The organism is Clostridium sp. CM041 (assembly GCF_055081035.1).
The window spans coordinates 1,677,652-1,692,860 of record NZ_CM143648.1 but is presented as its reverse complement, the minus strand read 5'-3'; the positions used below and the strand labels follow the sequence as shown (position 1 = coordinate 1,692,860).

The following is a 15,209-nucleotide window of genomic DNA, read 5'->3' as shown; positions in this document are numbered from 1 at the left end:
ATTATTAAGATTTCTTGCAAAATTTAAAAATAAATTATTGTTAAATGTCGAAGAATTATTCATCAAAACAGAGTTAGCTAATATACTTTATAATGGCAATTAATTTTTGTGAGGTAGATTATGTATGTCATATAGGGATACAACAAATGAAGTCCTTAATATTTCTTTACCTGTAGTTGCGGAGATAACAGTATATACATTAATGTCCATTTTTGATTTGATGATGATTGGCAAATATGGCGGGAATATAGCAGTAAGTGCTGTGGGATTAAGTAATAATTTAACAAATGCATTTATAGGAATATTTGTTTCAGGAGGTTTTTGTATAAGTATTGTTTCACTAGTTTCTAGACTGGTAGGTGCAAAGAAGTATAAAACCGCTGAAAAATTCGCAGCAATAGGATTAATTTTAGGTGTTATATTTTGTTTAATTATTACAATTTTTATTTTTAATTTTGGAAAAGAGCTTCTTTATATACTTGGAGCTAGAAATAGAATTTTAGAAATAGGATATTCATTTATAAAAGTTAACTCTATAGCTATGTTTTTTTGTATGAACATGAGGCTTTTAAATTCTATTTTAATAGGATACGGAAACACTTTTATACCATTCATATGCTCCTTAATTGTAATTTCCTTTAAAATGATTTTTAATTACTTATTAATTTTTGGTATTGGATTTAAAGCAAGGGGGATAGAAGGGTTGGCTATAGCTTCTATAATTGCTTATTTAGGTGGTTTTATTTTGTCCTTTTACTATACTGTTTTTAAGTCTAAAATTAGGTTTAAACCCTTTTTTATTTTCAGTATTACTTTTAGAGATGTCAAAAAAATATTAGCACTCGCCATTCCTTGTTCATTGGAAGAAACAGTTTTTAGCATAAGCAAATTGATATGTGTTGCCATTATAATTCATTCTGGAAGCGTTTCCTATGCAGCGGATGAAATAGCTAATATGATAGAAGGAATTTCAGTTATGCCCAGTACTGGATTTGGAATCGCAGTTATTACTTTAGTAGGACTTAATATAGGGAAAAAAGATTATAAAAAAGCAAAAATAACTGCGTATAATTGTGTTTTTTATGCTGTATTTATGATGAGCATATTTGCAATAATATTCTTATTTATGTCCAACATTCTGGTAAAGTTTTTTGTAAATGAAAATGAAAAGAGGGTTGCTTATTTAGCAGGGAAATGTCTTGCAATTGGAGCAGTAGAGCAACCGTTTATAGGTATATCGGTAGTCTTTGCTGGTGCATTAAAGGGGTTAGGAGACGTTAAAAGCCCATTTTTTATTTGTTGTTTTACAAGTTGGATTATTAGATTACCATTAACATTTTATATTATTTATATTTTAAAATACCCAATTACAGCGGTATGGTGGATTACTGCGGTGCAATGGGGAATTGATGCATTGCTCATGTTTTGCCTCTTTAAATACAAATTTAGTAAATTACCGAAAAGGTCTACAAGGATAATATAAAACATAAATTATGATTGCTATACATATGGAATTTAATTATAGTAATTAGTATACCTAATTTATTATATGTTATGTATACAATAAGTTAAGATAACACAATTTTTTTAGGACAATACAGTAAGTTCCACTTATTATATAGATTACTTAGGGTAAAATAAATTTAATGAACAATATATGTTTTATTAAATTTAAGGAGGAAATAATGTGAAAAAAAAATGTTTAATTAGATTTATAGTTTTATCCCTTGGGATATTTTATTTATCTGTTAATTCTTGTTTATTAGGTAGTCAAAGAGCATCAGGATATTCTATAGCAAATAGAAAAGATGAAAAAATTATATATTTAACCTTTGATGATGGACCTAGTGTTATGACAGATAAAGTTTTGGATATACTTAAAGAGAATAATGTAAAGGCTACTTTTTTTCTTATAGGAAATCAAATTAAAGGTCAAGAAGCTATAGTAAAAAGAATATATAATGAAGGGCATAATATAGGTCTGCATTCTTATACGCATGAATATAAGAATATATACCCCAGTAGAAAAGGGTTTATATCTGAAATGTTACAAACTCAGAAAGAAATTAATGAACTTATAGGAACTAATCCAACAATAATAAGATTTCCGTCTGGTAGTAGTAAACATTTAACTAAGGCTTTTTTAGAACAACTTCATAGCTATAATTTTAAAGTATATGATTGGAATGCTACTATGTCTGATGGAATAAATGCTAAAGCTCCCGCTAATAAGATGTATACAGAAGCTACGAAAAATACCGTTACAAAGCATCCTATAATATTACTTATGCATTGTGATTATATGCATAAAAACACATGTAAGGCACTACCTAGGGTTATAAAGTTCTATAAAGATAATGGATATGAATTTAAAGTTATTAATGATGAAACCCCTGAAAATTATTTTCCTATTAAAAAGTAATATGTAAATAGATTAATTAAATAATATTATCAAACAACGAAATAGCTGTAATATAAGCTTAAATTTCGATTTTTTCAAATTGATATTTAAGCTTTATATTATGGAATACTAGATTGTTTATAAAGTAGTGTATAATATGATATATATTATTTAATACATATTGGGGGAATACATATGATTAGAGGTATAAGTTTAGTCGCAGGCTCTGAATCTACAAAAATAGCTTTGTTAAAGCAACTTGAAGAATACATAGATATCAAATATGTAAAAAGCTATGCTATAGAAAATAACAAAATTCATGACATTATAGAAAATGATTTGGTAATTCTTTCGGGCGAAATTGTTAAGCGGGAGTTAATTGAAAAGGGTTTGTTAAATACTAAATGTGATATCATTATTGCAAAGAGAACTATAAATTATGACCATATTGATGAAATATTCTTAATACCGGAAAATACCGAAGTGCTCTTAGTGAATGATTTAAAAGAAAGTACATATGAAACGATAGAAATATTTAAGGAATTGGGTATTGACCACATTAAATGCGCACCATATTATCCAGGAATCTTAGAAATTAATGAAAGAATAAAAATCGCTATAACTCCAGGGGAGACAGATAAAATTCCTAGTTTTATAGAAAAAAAATATGATATAGGACCAAGAATAATGGATCCTACTACTATAATAAAAATTTTAGTTAAGCTAGATCTATTAGAAAAAAAATCATTTGTATTTTCTCAAAATTATCTTTTCAAAATAATTAACATTGCAGAAAAATTAGGTAAATATAATAATAAAATAATCAAGATGAATTCACATCTTAATTATGTTATTGATGGACTTCATCAAGGGTTAATTGTATATGATAAAAATGGAATAATAAATGTATTAAATGAAGACCTAAAATGCAGTTTAAAAATAAATAATAATAAATTAGTAGGTAAAAGACTCAAAAATGTGGTATATAATAAAAAACTTTTAGAATACCTTATGGATAATACAGAATTTGGTGAAAAAGGGTTTAATTTAGAGGGGATAGATATATCGGTTAATAAATTTCAAATTGATGATAATGATTATACAGTAGCAGTATTTAAGAAGTACTATGATACAACAAATGATAACAAGGAAAAAAATCTTATAACAAAAGGATTGGTTGCTAAATATTCCTTTGATGATATTATAAGTGATAATTCAAATATGCAAAAAACAAAAAACATAGCAAGAAAATTAGCAAAAACAGATTTAACTATATTAATTGAAGGAGAGAATGGTACGGGAAAAGAACTTTTTGCTAGTGCTCTACATAAAAGCTCAAGACGGAGAAAAGAACCGTTTCTCGCCGTAAATTGTAGTTCATTACCTGATGAGCTTATTGAAAGTGAATTATTTGGGTATGAAGATGGAGCATTTACAGGTGCAAAAAAGGGTGGGAAACCCGGTTTATTTGAGCAAGCAAATGGGGGGACTATTTTTTTAGATGAGATAGGAGATATTTCATTAAAAGTTCAAATAAGATTACTTAGAGTGCTTCAAGAGAAAGAAGTTATGAGGATAGGCGGTAATGGCATAATACCTGTAGACGTTAATATAATAGTAGCCACTAATAGAGATCTGTTTAAAATGATAGAAGAAGGCCAATTTAGAAAAGATTTATATTACAGATTAAAAATAGGATACCTTAAAATTCCCCCTCTACGTGATCGTAAAGAGGATATAGAACCGCTATTGAAATGTTTCCTAAACATGGAAAGCAGACAAGAGATTAAAATTGAATGTGATGTAATTGAAATACTAAAAAAATATGATTGGTACGGGAATGTACGCGAACTTAGAAATACAATAAACTATATGCTTGCTATAAGAGATAGTGATACTATAACATTAAATGAACTGCCAGATATAAGTTTCTTTCAAAATTATGATACTAAAATTAATGAAAGTTCATGTTTAACTATTGATTATTTAGATAGGGAACTTAAGTATATACTAATGCAGGTACATAAATTGAGTAATGAAAGAATAATTGTAGGAAGAAAGATTATTTCAGAAGAAAGTAAAAAAAATAACTTTAATATGAGCGAATCAATGGTTAGAACTAGATTAGAAAGGTTAGAAAGAAAGGGCTTAATTGTAAAAGGTAAAGGGAAAAAAGGTACATGCCTTACAGAGTTAGGTGAAAAAGTAGTATTACAAAAATAAAATAAAATTTAATATGATAATTTAAAGATATAATATAATGAATGGTGACCATTAAGCATAATTGGATGCTATGTGGTCACCATTCATTTTTAGTTTATAAAAATAATTGAGACTATGACTAACGTATATATGCAATTAACTCAATTTAACAAAAATATAAATTGGCATATAAATTGCTACTATATAAAACATATGAATTAAAGGGGGAATCATAATGGTGCAAAATAAAAAGAAAAACTGTGATTTTAAAATGCCGGACACTTATGTAATCGTATTCTTTGTTGTCTTATTAGCGGCACTATTAACTTATATCATGCCTGTAGGCAGATTTGAGATTAATTATAAAGCTTATGATGCTAATGGCAAAAAAATTGTTGAAGTTGCAGATGGGCAAAAAGCTTCTTTTCAGGTACATAACCAAAATTATATTATTGACTCTTCAGGTGAAAAAACTTTATTAATTGAAGAAGGCAAAGACGAACCAGTAGGTGAAATAAATAAGGGCAAGGCTAAGGCTTTAGAAGTAAAAAAAGATGATAAGGTATCTTTTAAGATAGTACAGGAATTTGGTGAATTTTTTTCGACGGGAGAAAAAAAAGGAGTTAAACTATTTGCAAGTGGTGGAGAGATGGGCTTCCTTAATTATATATTTGAGGGTCTTGTAAAAGGAGACAAGTGGGGAAGTGCAGTAGGTGTTATAGCATTTATTTTAGTAGTCGGTGGTTCATTTGGAATTATATTAAAAACTGGCGCTGTTGAGGAAGGTATTCTTTCAATGATAAGTAAAACCAAAGGGAAAGAGGTTATACTTATACCATTAATCTTCTTATTGTTTTCATTGGGAGGTGCTGTATTTGGTATGTCGGAGGAAGCAATTCCATTTGCTATGATTATTATTCCATTAGTAATAGCCATGGGATATGATGCAATAGTTGGTATTATGATTACTTATGGTGCAACTCAAATAGGGTTTGCTACATCATGGATGAATCCATTTAATGTGGCCATTGCACAAGGTATCGCAGGTATACCTATTTTATCTGGTGCAGGATTTAGGATAGTTTTATGGGTATTCTTCACTACATTAGGCATCGCATATATTTGGTTTTATGCTAAGAAGATAAGAAAGAATCCATTATTATCAGTTGCATATGAATCAGACGGCTTTTATAGAACGGATTTCAAAAAAAAGGAGCTTAAGGATATTGATTTTACATTTGGACATAAGTTAGTGCTTGTTACAATAGTACTCGGAATGGTATGGGTTGTATATGGGGTTACTAAATACGGGTACTATATTCCGGAAATTGCAACAGTATTTTTTACCATGGGACTTGTTTCAGGTATTATTGCTGTAATATTTAAGCTTAACAATATGAGTGTAAACGATATTTCAATTTCATTCAAAGAAGGAGCAAAAGACTTAGTTGGAGCTGCATTAGTAGTAGGTATGGCACAGGGTATTATTTTAGTACTTGGAGATTCGTCTCCTGTAACTAACTCTGTTCTAAATACTATGCTTAATGGTATGGCTATTACACTTAGTGGGCTTTCTTCAGGATTAAATGCATGGTTTATGTATATATTCCAAGCGATATTTAACTTCTTTGTTGTTTCTGGATCAGGTCAAGCGGCTATAACAATGCCACTCATGGCACCACTTGCAGATATGGTAGGTGTAAGCAAACAAGTTGCAGTATTGGCGTTCCAATTAGGTGATGGATTTTCAAACCTAATTGTTCCAACTTCAGGATGTCTAATGGCTGTATTAGGTGTTGCAAAATTAGACTGGGGTAAATGGGCAAAATTCCAAATGAAATTTCAAGGTGTATTATTTGTTATATCTTCAATTGTAATGTTTACGGCTGTAGCAATAGGTTACTAAAATACTTATAATGAAAGGAGAATTAGCATGTTAACGTTAATTAAGGGAGGAAAAGTATACTCGCCACAGTATATGGGAAAGAAAGATGTTTTAATATGTGGTGATAAAATAGAGCTTATAGAGGATAGTATTAATATAGAAAATAGTGGGTTAGAAATTAAAGTCATAGAAGCATATGGAAAATTATTATTCCCAGGATTTATTGATTCGCATGTCCATATTTTAGGAGGAGGAGGAGAGGGTGGATTTAAAACCCGAACTCCAGAAATAAATTTATCTGATTTAACAACTGCAGGGGTAACTACAGTAATTGGGTGTTTAGGGACTGATGGTATATCAAGAGATGTGAAGTCTTTACTTGCAAAGGCAAGAGCCCTTGAAGAAGAAGGAGTATCAACATTCATATATACAGGATCGTATAAGATACCGATTAAATCTATAACTGGAAATGTGCAAGAAGATATTATTTTAATTGATAAAATTATAGGTGTTGGAGAAGTAGCCCTGTCAGACCATCGATCAAGCAATCCAACATTTGAACAGTTCTCACAATTAGTAGGAGATGCAAGAGTTGCTGGGATGTTATCTGGAAAAGCAGGAATCATAAATGTTCATATGGGTGATGGTAAGGATGAACTTAACTATCTGGATAGGTTAGCTGAAGAAACGGATATACCGCTAACTCAAATTATTCCAACACATATAAATAGGAATCCATCCTTATTTAAAAAAGGTTTAGAATATGCAAGAAATGGTGGGTATGTTGATTTAACGACAAGTACTACAAAAAAATTTCTAGAAGAAGGAGAACTGAAATGCAGCACTGGTCTTAGAATTATGCTTGAGGGATGTGTTAATATTAAGAATATAACATTTACTTCAGATGGACAAGGAAGCCTTCCAGACTTCGATGATAAAGGCGAATGTATTGGTCTTAAGATAGGGAGATGTGATTCGCTATATAAAGAGGTAAGAGATGCTATAATTAATGAAAATATTAGTATAGAAAATGCAATTAGTGTAATAACATCAAATCCTGCAGAACACTTAAAACTGAAAACAAAAGGATATTTAAAGGTTGGATTTGATGCAGATATTATTGTAGTTAATGAAGATGATTTAAATATCAATACTGTAGTAGCAAAGGGTATAACAATGATTCATGAAAATAAGGTTTTGGTTAAGGGAATATTTGAAAAATAAACAAGCTATTAGTTGTAAAATATATATTTTACAACTAATAGCTTGTTTATTTTTGTTTATTTATAATATCTATTAAAATTTTCATTCTTTCATGAATATTTGGTTCTATGTTATCACGCTTATAATGAAAATCATTTGGATCTAATAAGTAACTATGAGTTACTCCAAACAGTGTTTTATTTTCCTTGATTCCTTTTTCAAATATTTCTGAAAGTTTTTCAATGTTAAAGTATTCGAGTCTTAACTCATCATTCTCATTTTGTGCGTAAACAGGTAAAGAAGTTAATATATTTTTTGTTACTTTATACTGAGGTCTGTAAATATTGTGAGATTCATATTTTATATTAGTTAACTCTGATAATATTTTTGATGTATTATCATCTATTGAGAAATATCCTCCACGAAAAGCCTCAATAGGCTCAATTCCTATTTTTGAAATATATTCGTAACAATGTTTTATTATAATCTTTTGCTGATCATAAGGGTAGTAGGATATTAAATCTTCATCGCTTTTTATAAATGGACAAAGCTTTTCTATATGTTCTGGCAAATTATTTGGATGAATATGAAGGCCAAATATAACTTTATAATTATTTTTTATCTTTTCTATTAGATTTAGCTCATTCATCATTTCGGCAAAAAACGGAGTTATGAATAAAAGTGTATATATATTGTTCTCGGAATTTAATTTTAATAGCCTTTCTAAATTCATTACATTGTTTTTTAAATTTTTATCGAAATTGTATCCTTCACAATCTATAGTTAAAATAAAATCGAAATTTGGATTTTTAATATACCTATCTAAAAAATAATTCATAAATTAACACAACCTCCTAATAAACATTGCAAACTTGCAATTTGCATTGTATAATCAAACTACAGTAAGTAACAACTTAATTATACAATGCAGATTGTTACTTGTCAAAAGTTAGTAACACTCAGTCTCACACTACTTCATAATACAATTTTAAAATTAATACTTTGAAATTTTAAAGCCTTTCAAAATATAATTCAATTATTAGTACATCTATTTTTAAAAACAAAAAAATAAAACTAAGAAGGATAAAGGTGTTATTTTATTTTAAAATAACAACTATTTTGGTTCTGCACTTTTTCAAAAAAATGAATTAAACAAAAGAAGAGAAAGACAAGGAGGATGATAATATTGAAAACTATAGGTTTTCCAAGAATGCATAAAGAAATAAATGAGAAAAGAGATTTTTTACCAATATTTTTTGATATACTTCAAAAGGAAAAAGTGAAAATATTTCTTGAAGAAGGATATGGTTCGGCTTTAGGTTATACAAAGGAAGATTATTTAAATAAGAATAACACAATACAATTTGTATCTAATAAAGAATCTTATGAAAAAGATATAGTTGTAGTTTTAAGATCTCCAGAGTTTGAGCAAATTGATTATATGAAAGAAGGAAGTATTTTATTAAGTATGCTCCATTATCCAACTAGAGCTACCAGAGTAGAAAAGCTTAAAGAAAAAGGCATATTTGCTGTTTCTATGGATTCTATTAGAAATGATTTTTCAGAAAGAATTGTTGTAGATTATGAGGGGACTTCAGGAAATGGAATTAATGCAGCATTTACTGAGCTGGCAAAAAACTATAAAAATACTTGTATTGAAGAAAGAAAACCTATAATTGTTAGTATAATGGGAATGGGACGGGTTGGTTTAACAGCAGCAAGACTGGCAGGTAAATATGGGAATAACAAAGCAAATGAAGATATACTTAAGGAAAAAACTAAAGGTGTACTTGTTAAGATGCTACCAAGAAATATGACTGATGATAAAAAACATATGATAGAAATTCTAAAAAATACGGATATTTTAGTAGATGCAACTACTAGGGATGATGCAACAGAATATATTGTCAGCAATGAATTATTAGGATATTTAAAGGCGCATTCTATAATTTTAGATTTAACATCAGATCCTTATTTATCAGATGTTTTTCCTATTCAAGTAAAGGCAATAGAAGGTGTACCACATGGAACACTAGATAAAATTGTTATTTACCCTGCTGATGACGAGTATAGTACTATACCAAAGTGTTTGAAATCACTTAATCGAAGAACAGTAGTAAGCTGTAATGCTTGGCCGGGAGTTAACCCAAAGGGTTGTATGGATTTATATGGTAAACAACTTGTATATATTGTACAAAATCTTATAGGATATTCTGTTGATAATTTTGATTTATATAATAATGATTATTTTAATAGATCAATATATAGAGGAACTATTGAATGTTTTGAAGAAAGTTTGAATGATTATGAAGATGAAATAGTAGATGTAGTAATATAATAAAATCTATTGAATGCAGGTGGTATTCAATAGATTATACTATTTGAGTTAGTTTAAAGGGGTACATTACAAAAAAACTTTTTATTTATAACAAATGTTAGTGAAACCATCAATACAAGTTACGAGCTCTCCTATTTCCGGTTTGCTCAGCTGTGCATTTGCACCAACAGATTCTCCTTTATGTTTCAAATCACCTGTAATTAATGATGAGAATAGTATAACTGGCAATGCTTTAAGAATTTTATGCTCTTTAATTTTTCTTGTCAAAGTATGACCATCCATTTGGGGCATTTCAATGTCGCTTATAAGTACATTAACTTCTTCCATAAATTTTTCGTTTTTTTTGTGAGCTAAATTTAATAAATAATCTAAAACTTGCTTTCCATCATCAAATATTTTTAAGTCATTGAAGCCAGCTTTAATAAGGGTATCCTTTAGTAATTTTCTAATTAATGGAGAATCATCAGCTAAAACAAGTTTAACATTAGATCTATCTTTACAAGCTATGTCAAGAATTTTGTCCTCAGTAATACCTGTAGAAGGGCTGATATCAGTAACTACTTTTTCAAAATCCAGCAATAATATTATTTTATTGTCTAAAATAATATTTCCTATAACTAGTGAATTGATAGATATGTCATCAGGCTTAGTTATTTCTTCCCATTTAATGCGATGAACACCTACAATATTATCAATGCTAAAGGCTACTTCAATTTTGTTAAATTCACAAAGAATAATCTTTGCCTCGATTTCATTTTTATGCTGCTTTTCTAAAACATATTTTAAGTCTATTAAAGTTATGATTTTATCTCTGTATAATGTAAGTCCTGCTATGGCAGGATGCGATTCTGGGAGTTTTGTTAAGTTAGTTGCATGTATTACCTCTTTAACTTTTATAATATTAATTGCATAGTGTTTATTGTTTATGACGAATTCTAGTATTTCAAGTTCACCAGTTCCAGATTCTAATAGTATATTATTATTCATATTTTTCCTCACTTTCAAATAGATATAAATATAGCATTGTATAAAAAATATTTATAGTTATATTTCGAACAAAACGTAAATAACTTTACTTTTAAATGTTAAAATAAAGCCTTAACAACATTTCATAAGGAAAGCAAATTTAAAAATAATAAAACAAAGTATAAAAGTGAAATTTTTCAGCAAAATATGGTAAACTATATAGTATGTAGTAAAATGTTAACAGCATTATTTAGAGGGTGAAGTAAAATTGATATTAAATGGCGGATGGATAGAAACTACAGAAGGTATGCACACATTTATATTGTGGGGCGAGAGTGGAGAGACTAAGTGCACAAGACGAGGTAGAAAACCTAAAAATGCACTTCCACTATATGAAAAAATGGCTTCAGTTGTAGAATTGCGTAGCAAAACAAATAATTCAGCAATAGATATAAAACATGGGAAATATAAATATGATGCAATAAAAAAGGAGCTTCTAAAAAGAGAAATTAGGGGTATTACTTTTAGTAATTTAGATTTATTTAATTTGATTTTGAATATAGAAAGAGACTGCACGAAACAGATAGAGTTATCAGGAGAAATAAAGTTTTGGATTACAGTGGCAAAGTTTACTGCTGAGCTAATTATAAAGCATAAGTATTTACCTTCTTTAACCATCGATAGAGCAAAGAAAAAAGTGAATTCTCAGTGGAGATGGCACTCAAGCGATCCTGAGTATATTGATAAAAAGAAGATTTTATGTAGTAATATGCCTACAGAGTGTAAGGCATATTTTCATTTAGATGATCAGCAATTCATATACACAAATAGTAATAAACTGGTAAGTAATTTCATGGATTCTATGATTGACAGTATGGTAAGAAGTAGCTGTAACGAAATAAACAAAGATAATGATTACTTAGAGTATGATTTTAATAATTTAAGTAGTCCGTGGATGCATTCTCTTTTTTCAGAATTGCCTGAGATACCGATTGACAAAAGTGACCAGGTTAAAATGCTAAATGAGTATAAGAAATGGATAGAACCTATAAAAATTAAAAACAGTAATTTTAAATTTCGTACATGTTTCAAAGTTATTCCACCTACAAGAGAAGAGGATTGGACAATTGAATATTTGCTTCAAGCAAAGGATGATCTTAGTCTTGTACTACCAGCAAAAATGATTTTTGAAGAATCTGTGGATACAATAACCTATTTAAATAAAAAATTTGATAATCCCCAAGAAAGGCTTCTAGAGGATTTAGCAGTTGCATCAAAAGTATTTATTCCTATTGAAAGGAGTCTTTATGATGCGGTACCCATAGAGTGCAAGCTATCTATGGAGGAAGCCTATTCATTTTTAAGAGAATCAGCTTATTTCTTGAAAGAAAAAGGATTTGGTATTATTGCACCAGCTTGGTGGAAAAAACCTTCAAGGCTCTCTGTTAAACTAAAGGATAAAAAGCACATTACAAATACTAATTTAGCAGTAAAGAGTACATTCAATATGGATACTATTCTTGAATATGATTGGAAATTGGCATTAAATGGAGAAGAGATAAGTGAGAAGGAATTTGAAAAAATTTCAAATTTGAAAATACCATTTATTCAATTAAGGGGCCAGTGGGTACAGGTTGATATACATCAAATTAAAACGCTCTCCAAGATGAAAATGAATAAAGGATTAAATGGGAAGATTCCTGTCGGAGAATTATTAAGACTCAACTTAAGTGATGAGGAGATAATTCCAGGAGTTACTGTTGATAATATAGATAATCAAGAAGCTGTGGGGCATTTTTTTGAGAAATTATTTGATTTGAATAATATAGAAGAAGTTGATATTCCATTAGGATTTAGAGGTACCCTTCGTGGATACCAGAAAAGAGGGTTTTATTGGTTAACTTTTTTGCGAAATCATGGTATAGGGGCATGCCTTGCTGATGATATGGGGCTTGGAAAAACTGTACAAAGTATATGTCTTATGCTTTATGAGAGAGAAAAGGGATTAACGGATAAACCTACTTTAATAATATGTCCTACGTCTGTTGTGGGAAATTGGGAAAAAGAAATTGAAAAGTTTGCACCTAATCTTAAATCAGCAATTCACCACGGAAATAGTAGGTGGAGTTATGAAACTTTTAGCGAGGAAATACATAAAAATGAGGTTGTTATTACAACCTATGCGCTAATAGTAAGAGATAAGGAGTTATTCCAAAAAGAAGAATGGGCAGGAATTATATTAGATGAAGCTCAAAATATTAAGAATAGCGCATCCAAACAAACTCAATATATAAAAAAACTTAAAGCGGAATATAAAGTTGCATTAACAGGAACGCCGGTTGAAAATAGACTTTCAGATTTGTGGTCTATTATGGACTTTTTAAATAAAGGATATCTATATAATTGGTCAACATTTAGGAGTGAATATGCAGTTCCTATAGAGCGGGACGGAGATTCTAAAAAAAGTGATAAACTAAAAAAAATAATTACTCCATTTGTGCTACGAAGACTTAAAACAGACACAAATATTATCAAAGATTTACCGGAAAAAATAGAAACTAAGGAATATACAGCTTTAACAAAGGAACAGGCTACTTTATATCAAGCTGTGGTAAATGATTGCATAAATAAAATTGATGAATCAGAGGGTATTCAGCGTAGGGGCCTTATTATTTCTTCATTAACAAAGTTCAAGCAAATTTGTAATCACCCTGTGCAATTTTTAAAGGACGGTGGCGACATTGAAGGACGCTCTGGAAAACTTGAAAGGCTTCTAGAAATGCTGGAAGTTATTATAGAAGAAGGGGGTAGGTCGCTTGTATTTACGCAGTTTGCAGAAATGGGACATATTTTAAAATCTGAAATTGAGGAAAAACTAGGGGTAAGGACACTCTTTTTACATGGAGGAACCAGCAGAAAGAAAAGGGAAGAGCTAATTAATATTTTTCAAGAAGATGGTAATGAGCCTATGGTATTTATATTATCTTTAAAGGCTGGTGGACTTGGGTTAAATCTAACAAAAGCCAATCAGGTATTTCATTTTGATAGATGGTGGAATCCGGCTGTAGAAAATCAAGCAACAGATAGGGCATTTAGGATAGGGCAACTTAAGAATGTCCATGTTCATAAATTCATATGTATGGGAACCTTAGAGGAAAAAATTGATGTTATGCTGGAAAAGAAACAGGCACTTGCTGAAAGTGTAGTTTCAACAAATGAAAACTGGATATCAGAAATGAGCAATGAAGAGCTTCACAAACTCTTTACATTAGAGCAGGACAACAAAGATTACAATTGACAGATAACATCGAAGGTGATAATTAACAATTGTTACATAAACATAGATATTGGCAAGGAGGTGGAAACTTGTGGCTGGAAGAATAAGAAATGAATTTGGTAGCAATTGGTGGTCTAAAAAATGGAATAACGCAATTTCGAGCTTTACTATAAGTTCTAGAGTTGACAGTGGACGAGAATATGCAAGAGGTGGAAATGTACTGAGCATAGAGGTTTCAAAGGGGGAAATTGAGGCAGAAGTTCAGGGAAGCAGCTTAACACCTTATAAAGTAATTATGGAGCTTGATAGTTTTTCGGATCAGCAGTGGGAAAAAATCATGAAGATTATGTCGCAAAAAGCTATATTTTGCGCTAAACTTTTAAATGGAGAAATGCCTGAAAATATAGAGGAAGCTTTTAAAGAAGCCGGAGTTTCTCTTTTCCCCAAAAAACAAATACATTTAGTAACTCAGTGTTCCTGCTCAGACGTTGCAAACCCATGCAAACATATCGCTGCAGTTCATTATATGCTTGGGGTTGAGTTTGATAAGGATCCCTTTGTAATTTTAAAACTGAGAGGCATGGATAAAGATGAATTTTTACAAGCTTTGAGAACTTTAAGAAGTGGAAATGAAGGTGAAAAGGTTAAACGAAAAGCAAAAATACACCGTAGGTCAAGAAAAACTATTGAAGATTTAAAAAGAGAATTTGAAAATTTTAATAAAATAGATGATGATGTATTAAACATGACATTTTCTTATATAACACCCGAAGTTAAGCATGGAGTTATAAAAACATTGGGTATTCCAGACTTTTGCACAAGCACAGATGAGTTTAGGTGCAAAATGGGGACAGCGTATACTATCGCTGAAGAGGAGACTAGAAAGTATATACATGAAAAGTGATTAATAATCAGTATCAAATAGGCCCAGCTACAA

Annotated in this window: 10 protein-coding genes; 8 read left to right on the top strand and 2 right to left on the bottom strand. The window is 29.9% G+C overall.

Annotated features, from left to right (window positions below; genetic code table 11):
- The first annotated feature begins 124 nt into the window (after positions 1-124).
- The 5 genes from ACWJJT_RS07895 (at position 125) to iadA (ending at position 7,712) form a co-directional block, all read left to right on the top strand.
- The gene (locus ACWJJT_RS07895; RefSeq protein WP_462956637.1) at positions 125-1,483 is read left to right on the top strand and encodes an MATE family efflux transporter; all 1,359 of its coding nucleotides are present in this window, start codon (positions 125-127) and stop codon (positions 1,481-1,483) included.
- Between the two features lie 204 nt (positions 1,484-1,687).
- Entirely contained in the window at positions 1,688-2,422 is a 735-nt protein-coding gene (locus tag ACWJJT_RS07890; RefSeq protein ID WP_462956636.1) for a polysaccharide deacetylase family protein, read from the top strand.
- A gap of 174 nt (positions 2,423-2,596) precedes the next feature.
- Positions 2,597-4,624, top strand: coding sequence for a sigma 54-interacting transcriptional regulator (locus ACWJJT_RS07885; protein WP_462956635.1), 2,028 nt, complete (start codon positions 2,597-2,599; stop codon positions 4,622-4,624).
- 214 nt (positions 4,625-4,838) lie between these two features.
- The gene (yfcC, locus tag ACWJJT_RS07880) at positions 4,839-6,509 is read left to right on the top strand and encodes a putative basic amino acid antiporter YfcC (protein ID WP_462956634.1); all 1,671 of its coding nucleotides are present in this window, start codon (positions 4,839-4,841) and stop codon (positions 6,507-6,509) included.
- Between the two features lie 27 nt (positions 6,510-6,536).
- A complete protein-coding gene (gene iadA, locus ACWJJT_RS07875) occupies positions 6,537-7,712 on the top strand; it encodes a beta-aspartyl-peptidase (protein ID WP_462956633.1) in 1,176 nt (391 codons plus the stop codon).
- Between the two features lie 46 nt (positions 7,713-7,758).
- On the opposite strand, the gene ACWJJT_RS07870 is transcribed toward iadA, so the two are convergent.
- Positions 7,759-8,529, bottom strand: coding sequence for a hypothetical protein (locus ACWJJT_RS07870; protein ID WP_462956632.1), 771 nt, complete (start codon positions 8,527-8,529; stop codon positions 7,759-7,761).
- 348 nt (positions 8,530-8,877) lie between these two features.
- Here ACWJJT_RS07870 and ACWJJT_RS07865 point away from each other — a divergent pair, with 348 nt between their 5' ends.
- Positions 8,878-10,029: a Rossmann-fold NAD(P)-binding domain-containing protein gene (locus tag ACWJJT_RS07865; protein WP_462956631.1), complete on the top strand. Its 1,152-nt coding sequence runs from the start codon at positions 8,878-8,880 to the stop codon at positions 10,027-10,029.
- A gap of 81 nt (positions 10,030-10,110) precedes the next feature.
- Here ACWJJT_RS07865 and ACWJJT_RS07860 read toward each other — a convergent pair whose 3' ends face one another.
- Positions 10,111-11,016 carry a chemotaxis protein gene (locus ACWJJT_RS07860; protein ID WP_462956630.1) on the bottom strand — a complete coding sequence of 302 codons (906 nt, stop codon included), beginning with the start codon at positions 11,014-11,016 and terminating at the stop codon, positions 10,111-10,113.
- Positions 11,017-11,263: 247 nt separating this feature from the next.
- Here ACWJJT_RS07860 and ACWJJT_RS07855 point away from each other — a divergent pair, with 247 nt between their 5' ends.
- Positions 11,264-14,293 (top strand): DEAD/DEAH box helicase, encoded by a 3,030-nt coding sequence (locus tag ACWJJT_RS07855; protein ID WP_462956629.1) that lies wholly within the window; start codon positions 11,264-11,266, stop codon positions 14,291-14,293.
- A 70-nt stretch (positions 14,294-14,363) separates the two neighbouring features.
- Complete coding sequence (locus ACWJJT_RS07850) at positions 14,364-15,176, top strand: SWIM zinc finger family protein (RefSeq protein WP_462956628.1); 813 nt, start codon at positions 14,364-14,366, stop codon at positions 15,174-15,176.
- Positions 15,177-15,209: the final 33 nt, after the last annotated feature.

Bases quoted from the DNA above. Each gene is read 5' to 3' on its own strand.
- ACWJJT_RS07895 (WP_462956637.1), top strand. From the start codon at position 125: ATGTCATATAGGGATACAACAAATGAAGTCCTTAATATTTCTTTACCT.
- ACWJJT_RS07885 (WP_462956635.1), top strand. From the start codon at position 2,597: ATGATTAGAGGTATAAGTTTAGTCGCAGGCTCTGAATCTACAAAAATA.
- yfcC (WP_462956634.1), top strand. From the start codon at position 4,839: ATGGTGCAAAATAAAAAGAAAAACTGTGATTTTAAAATGCCGGACACT.
- iadA (WP_462956633.1), top strand. From the start codon at position 6,537: ATGTTAACGTTAATTAAGGGAGGAAAAGTATACTCGCCACAGTATATG.
- ACWJJT_RS07870 (WP_462956632.1), bottom strand. From the start codon at position 8,529: ATGAATTATTTTTTAGATAGGTATATTAAAAATCCAAATTTCGATTTT.
- ACWJJT_RS07860 (WP_462956630.1), bottom strand. From the start codon at position 11,016: ATGAATAATAATATACTATTAGAATCTGGAACTGGTGAACTTGAAATA.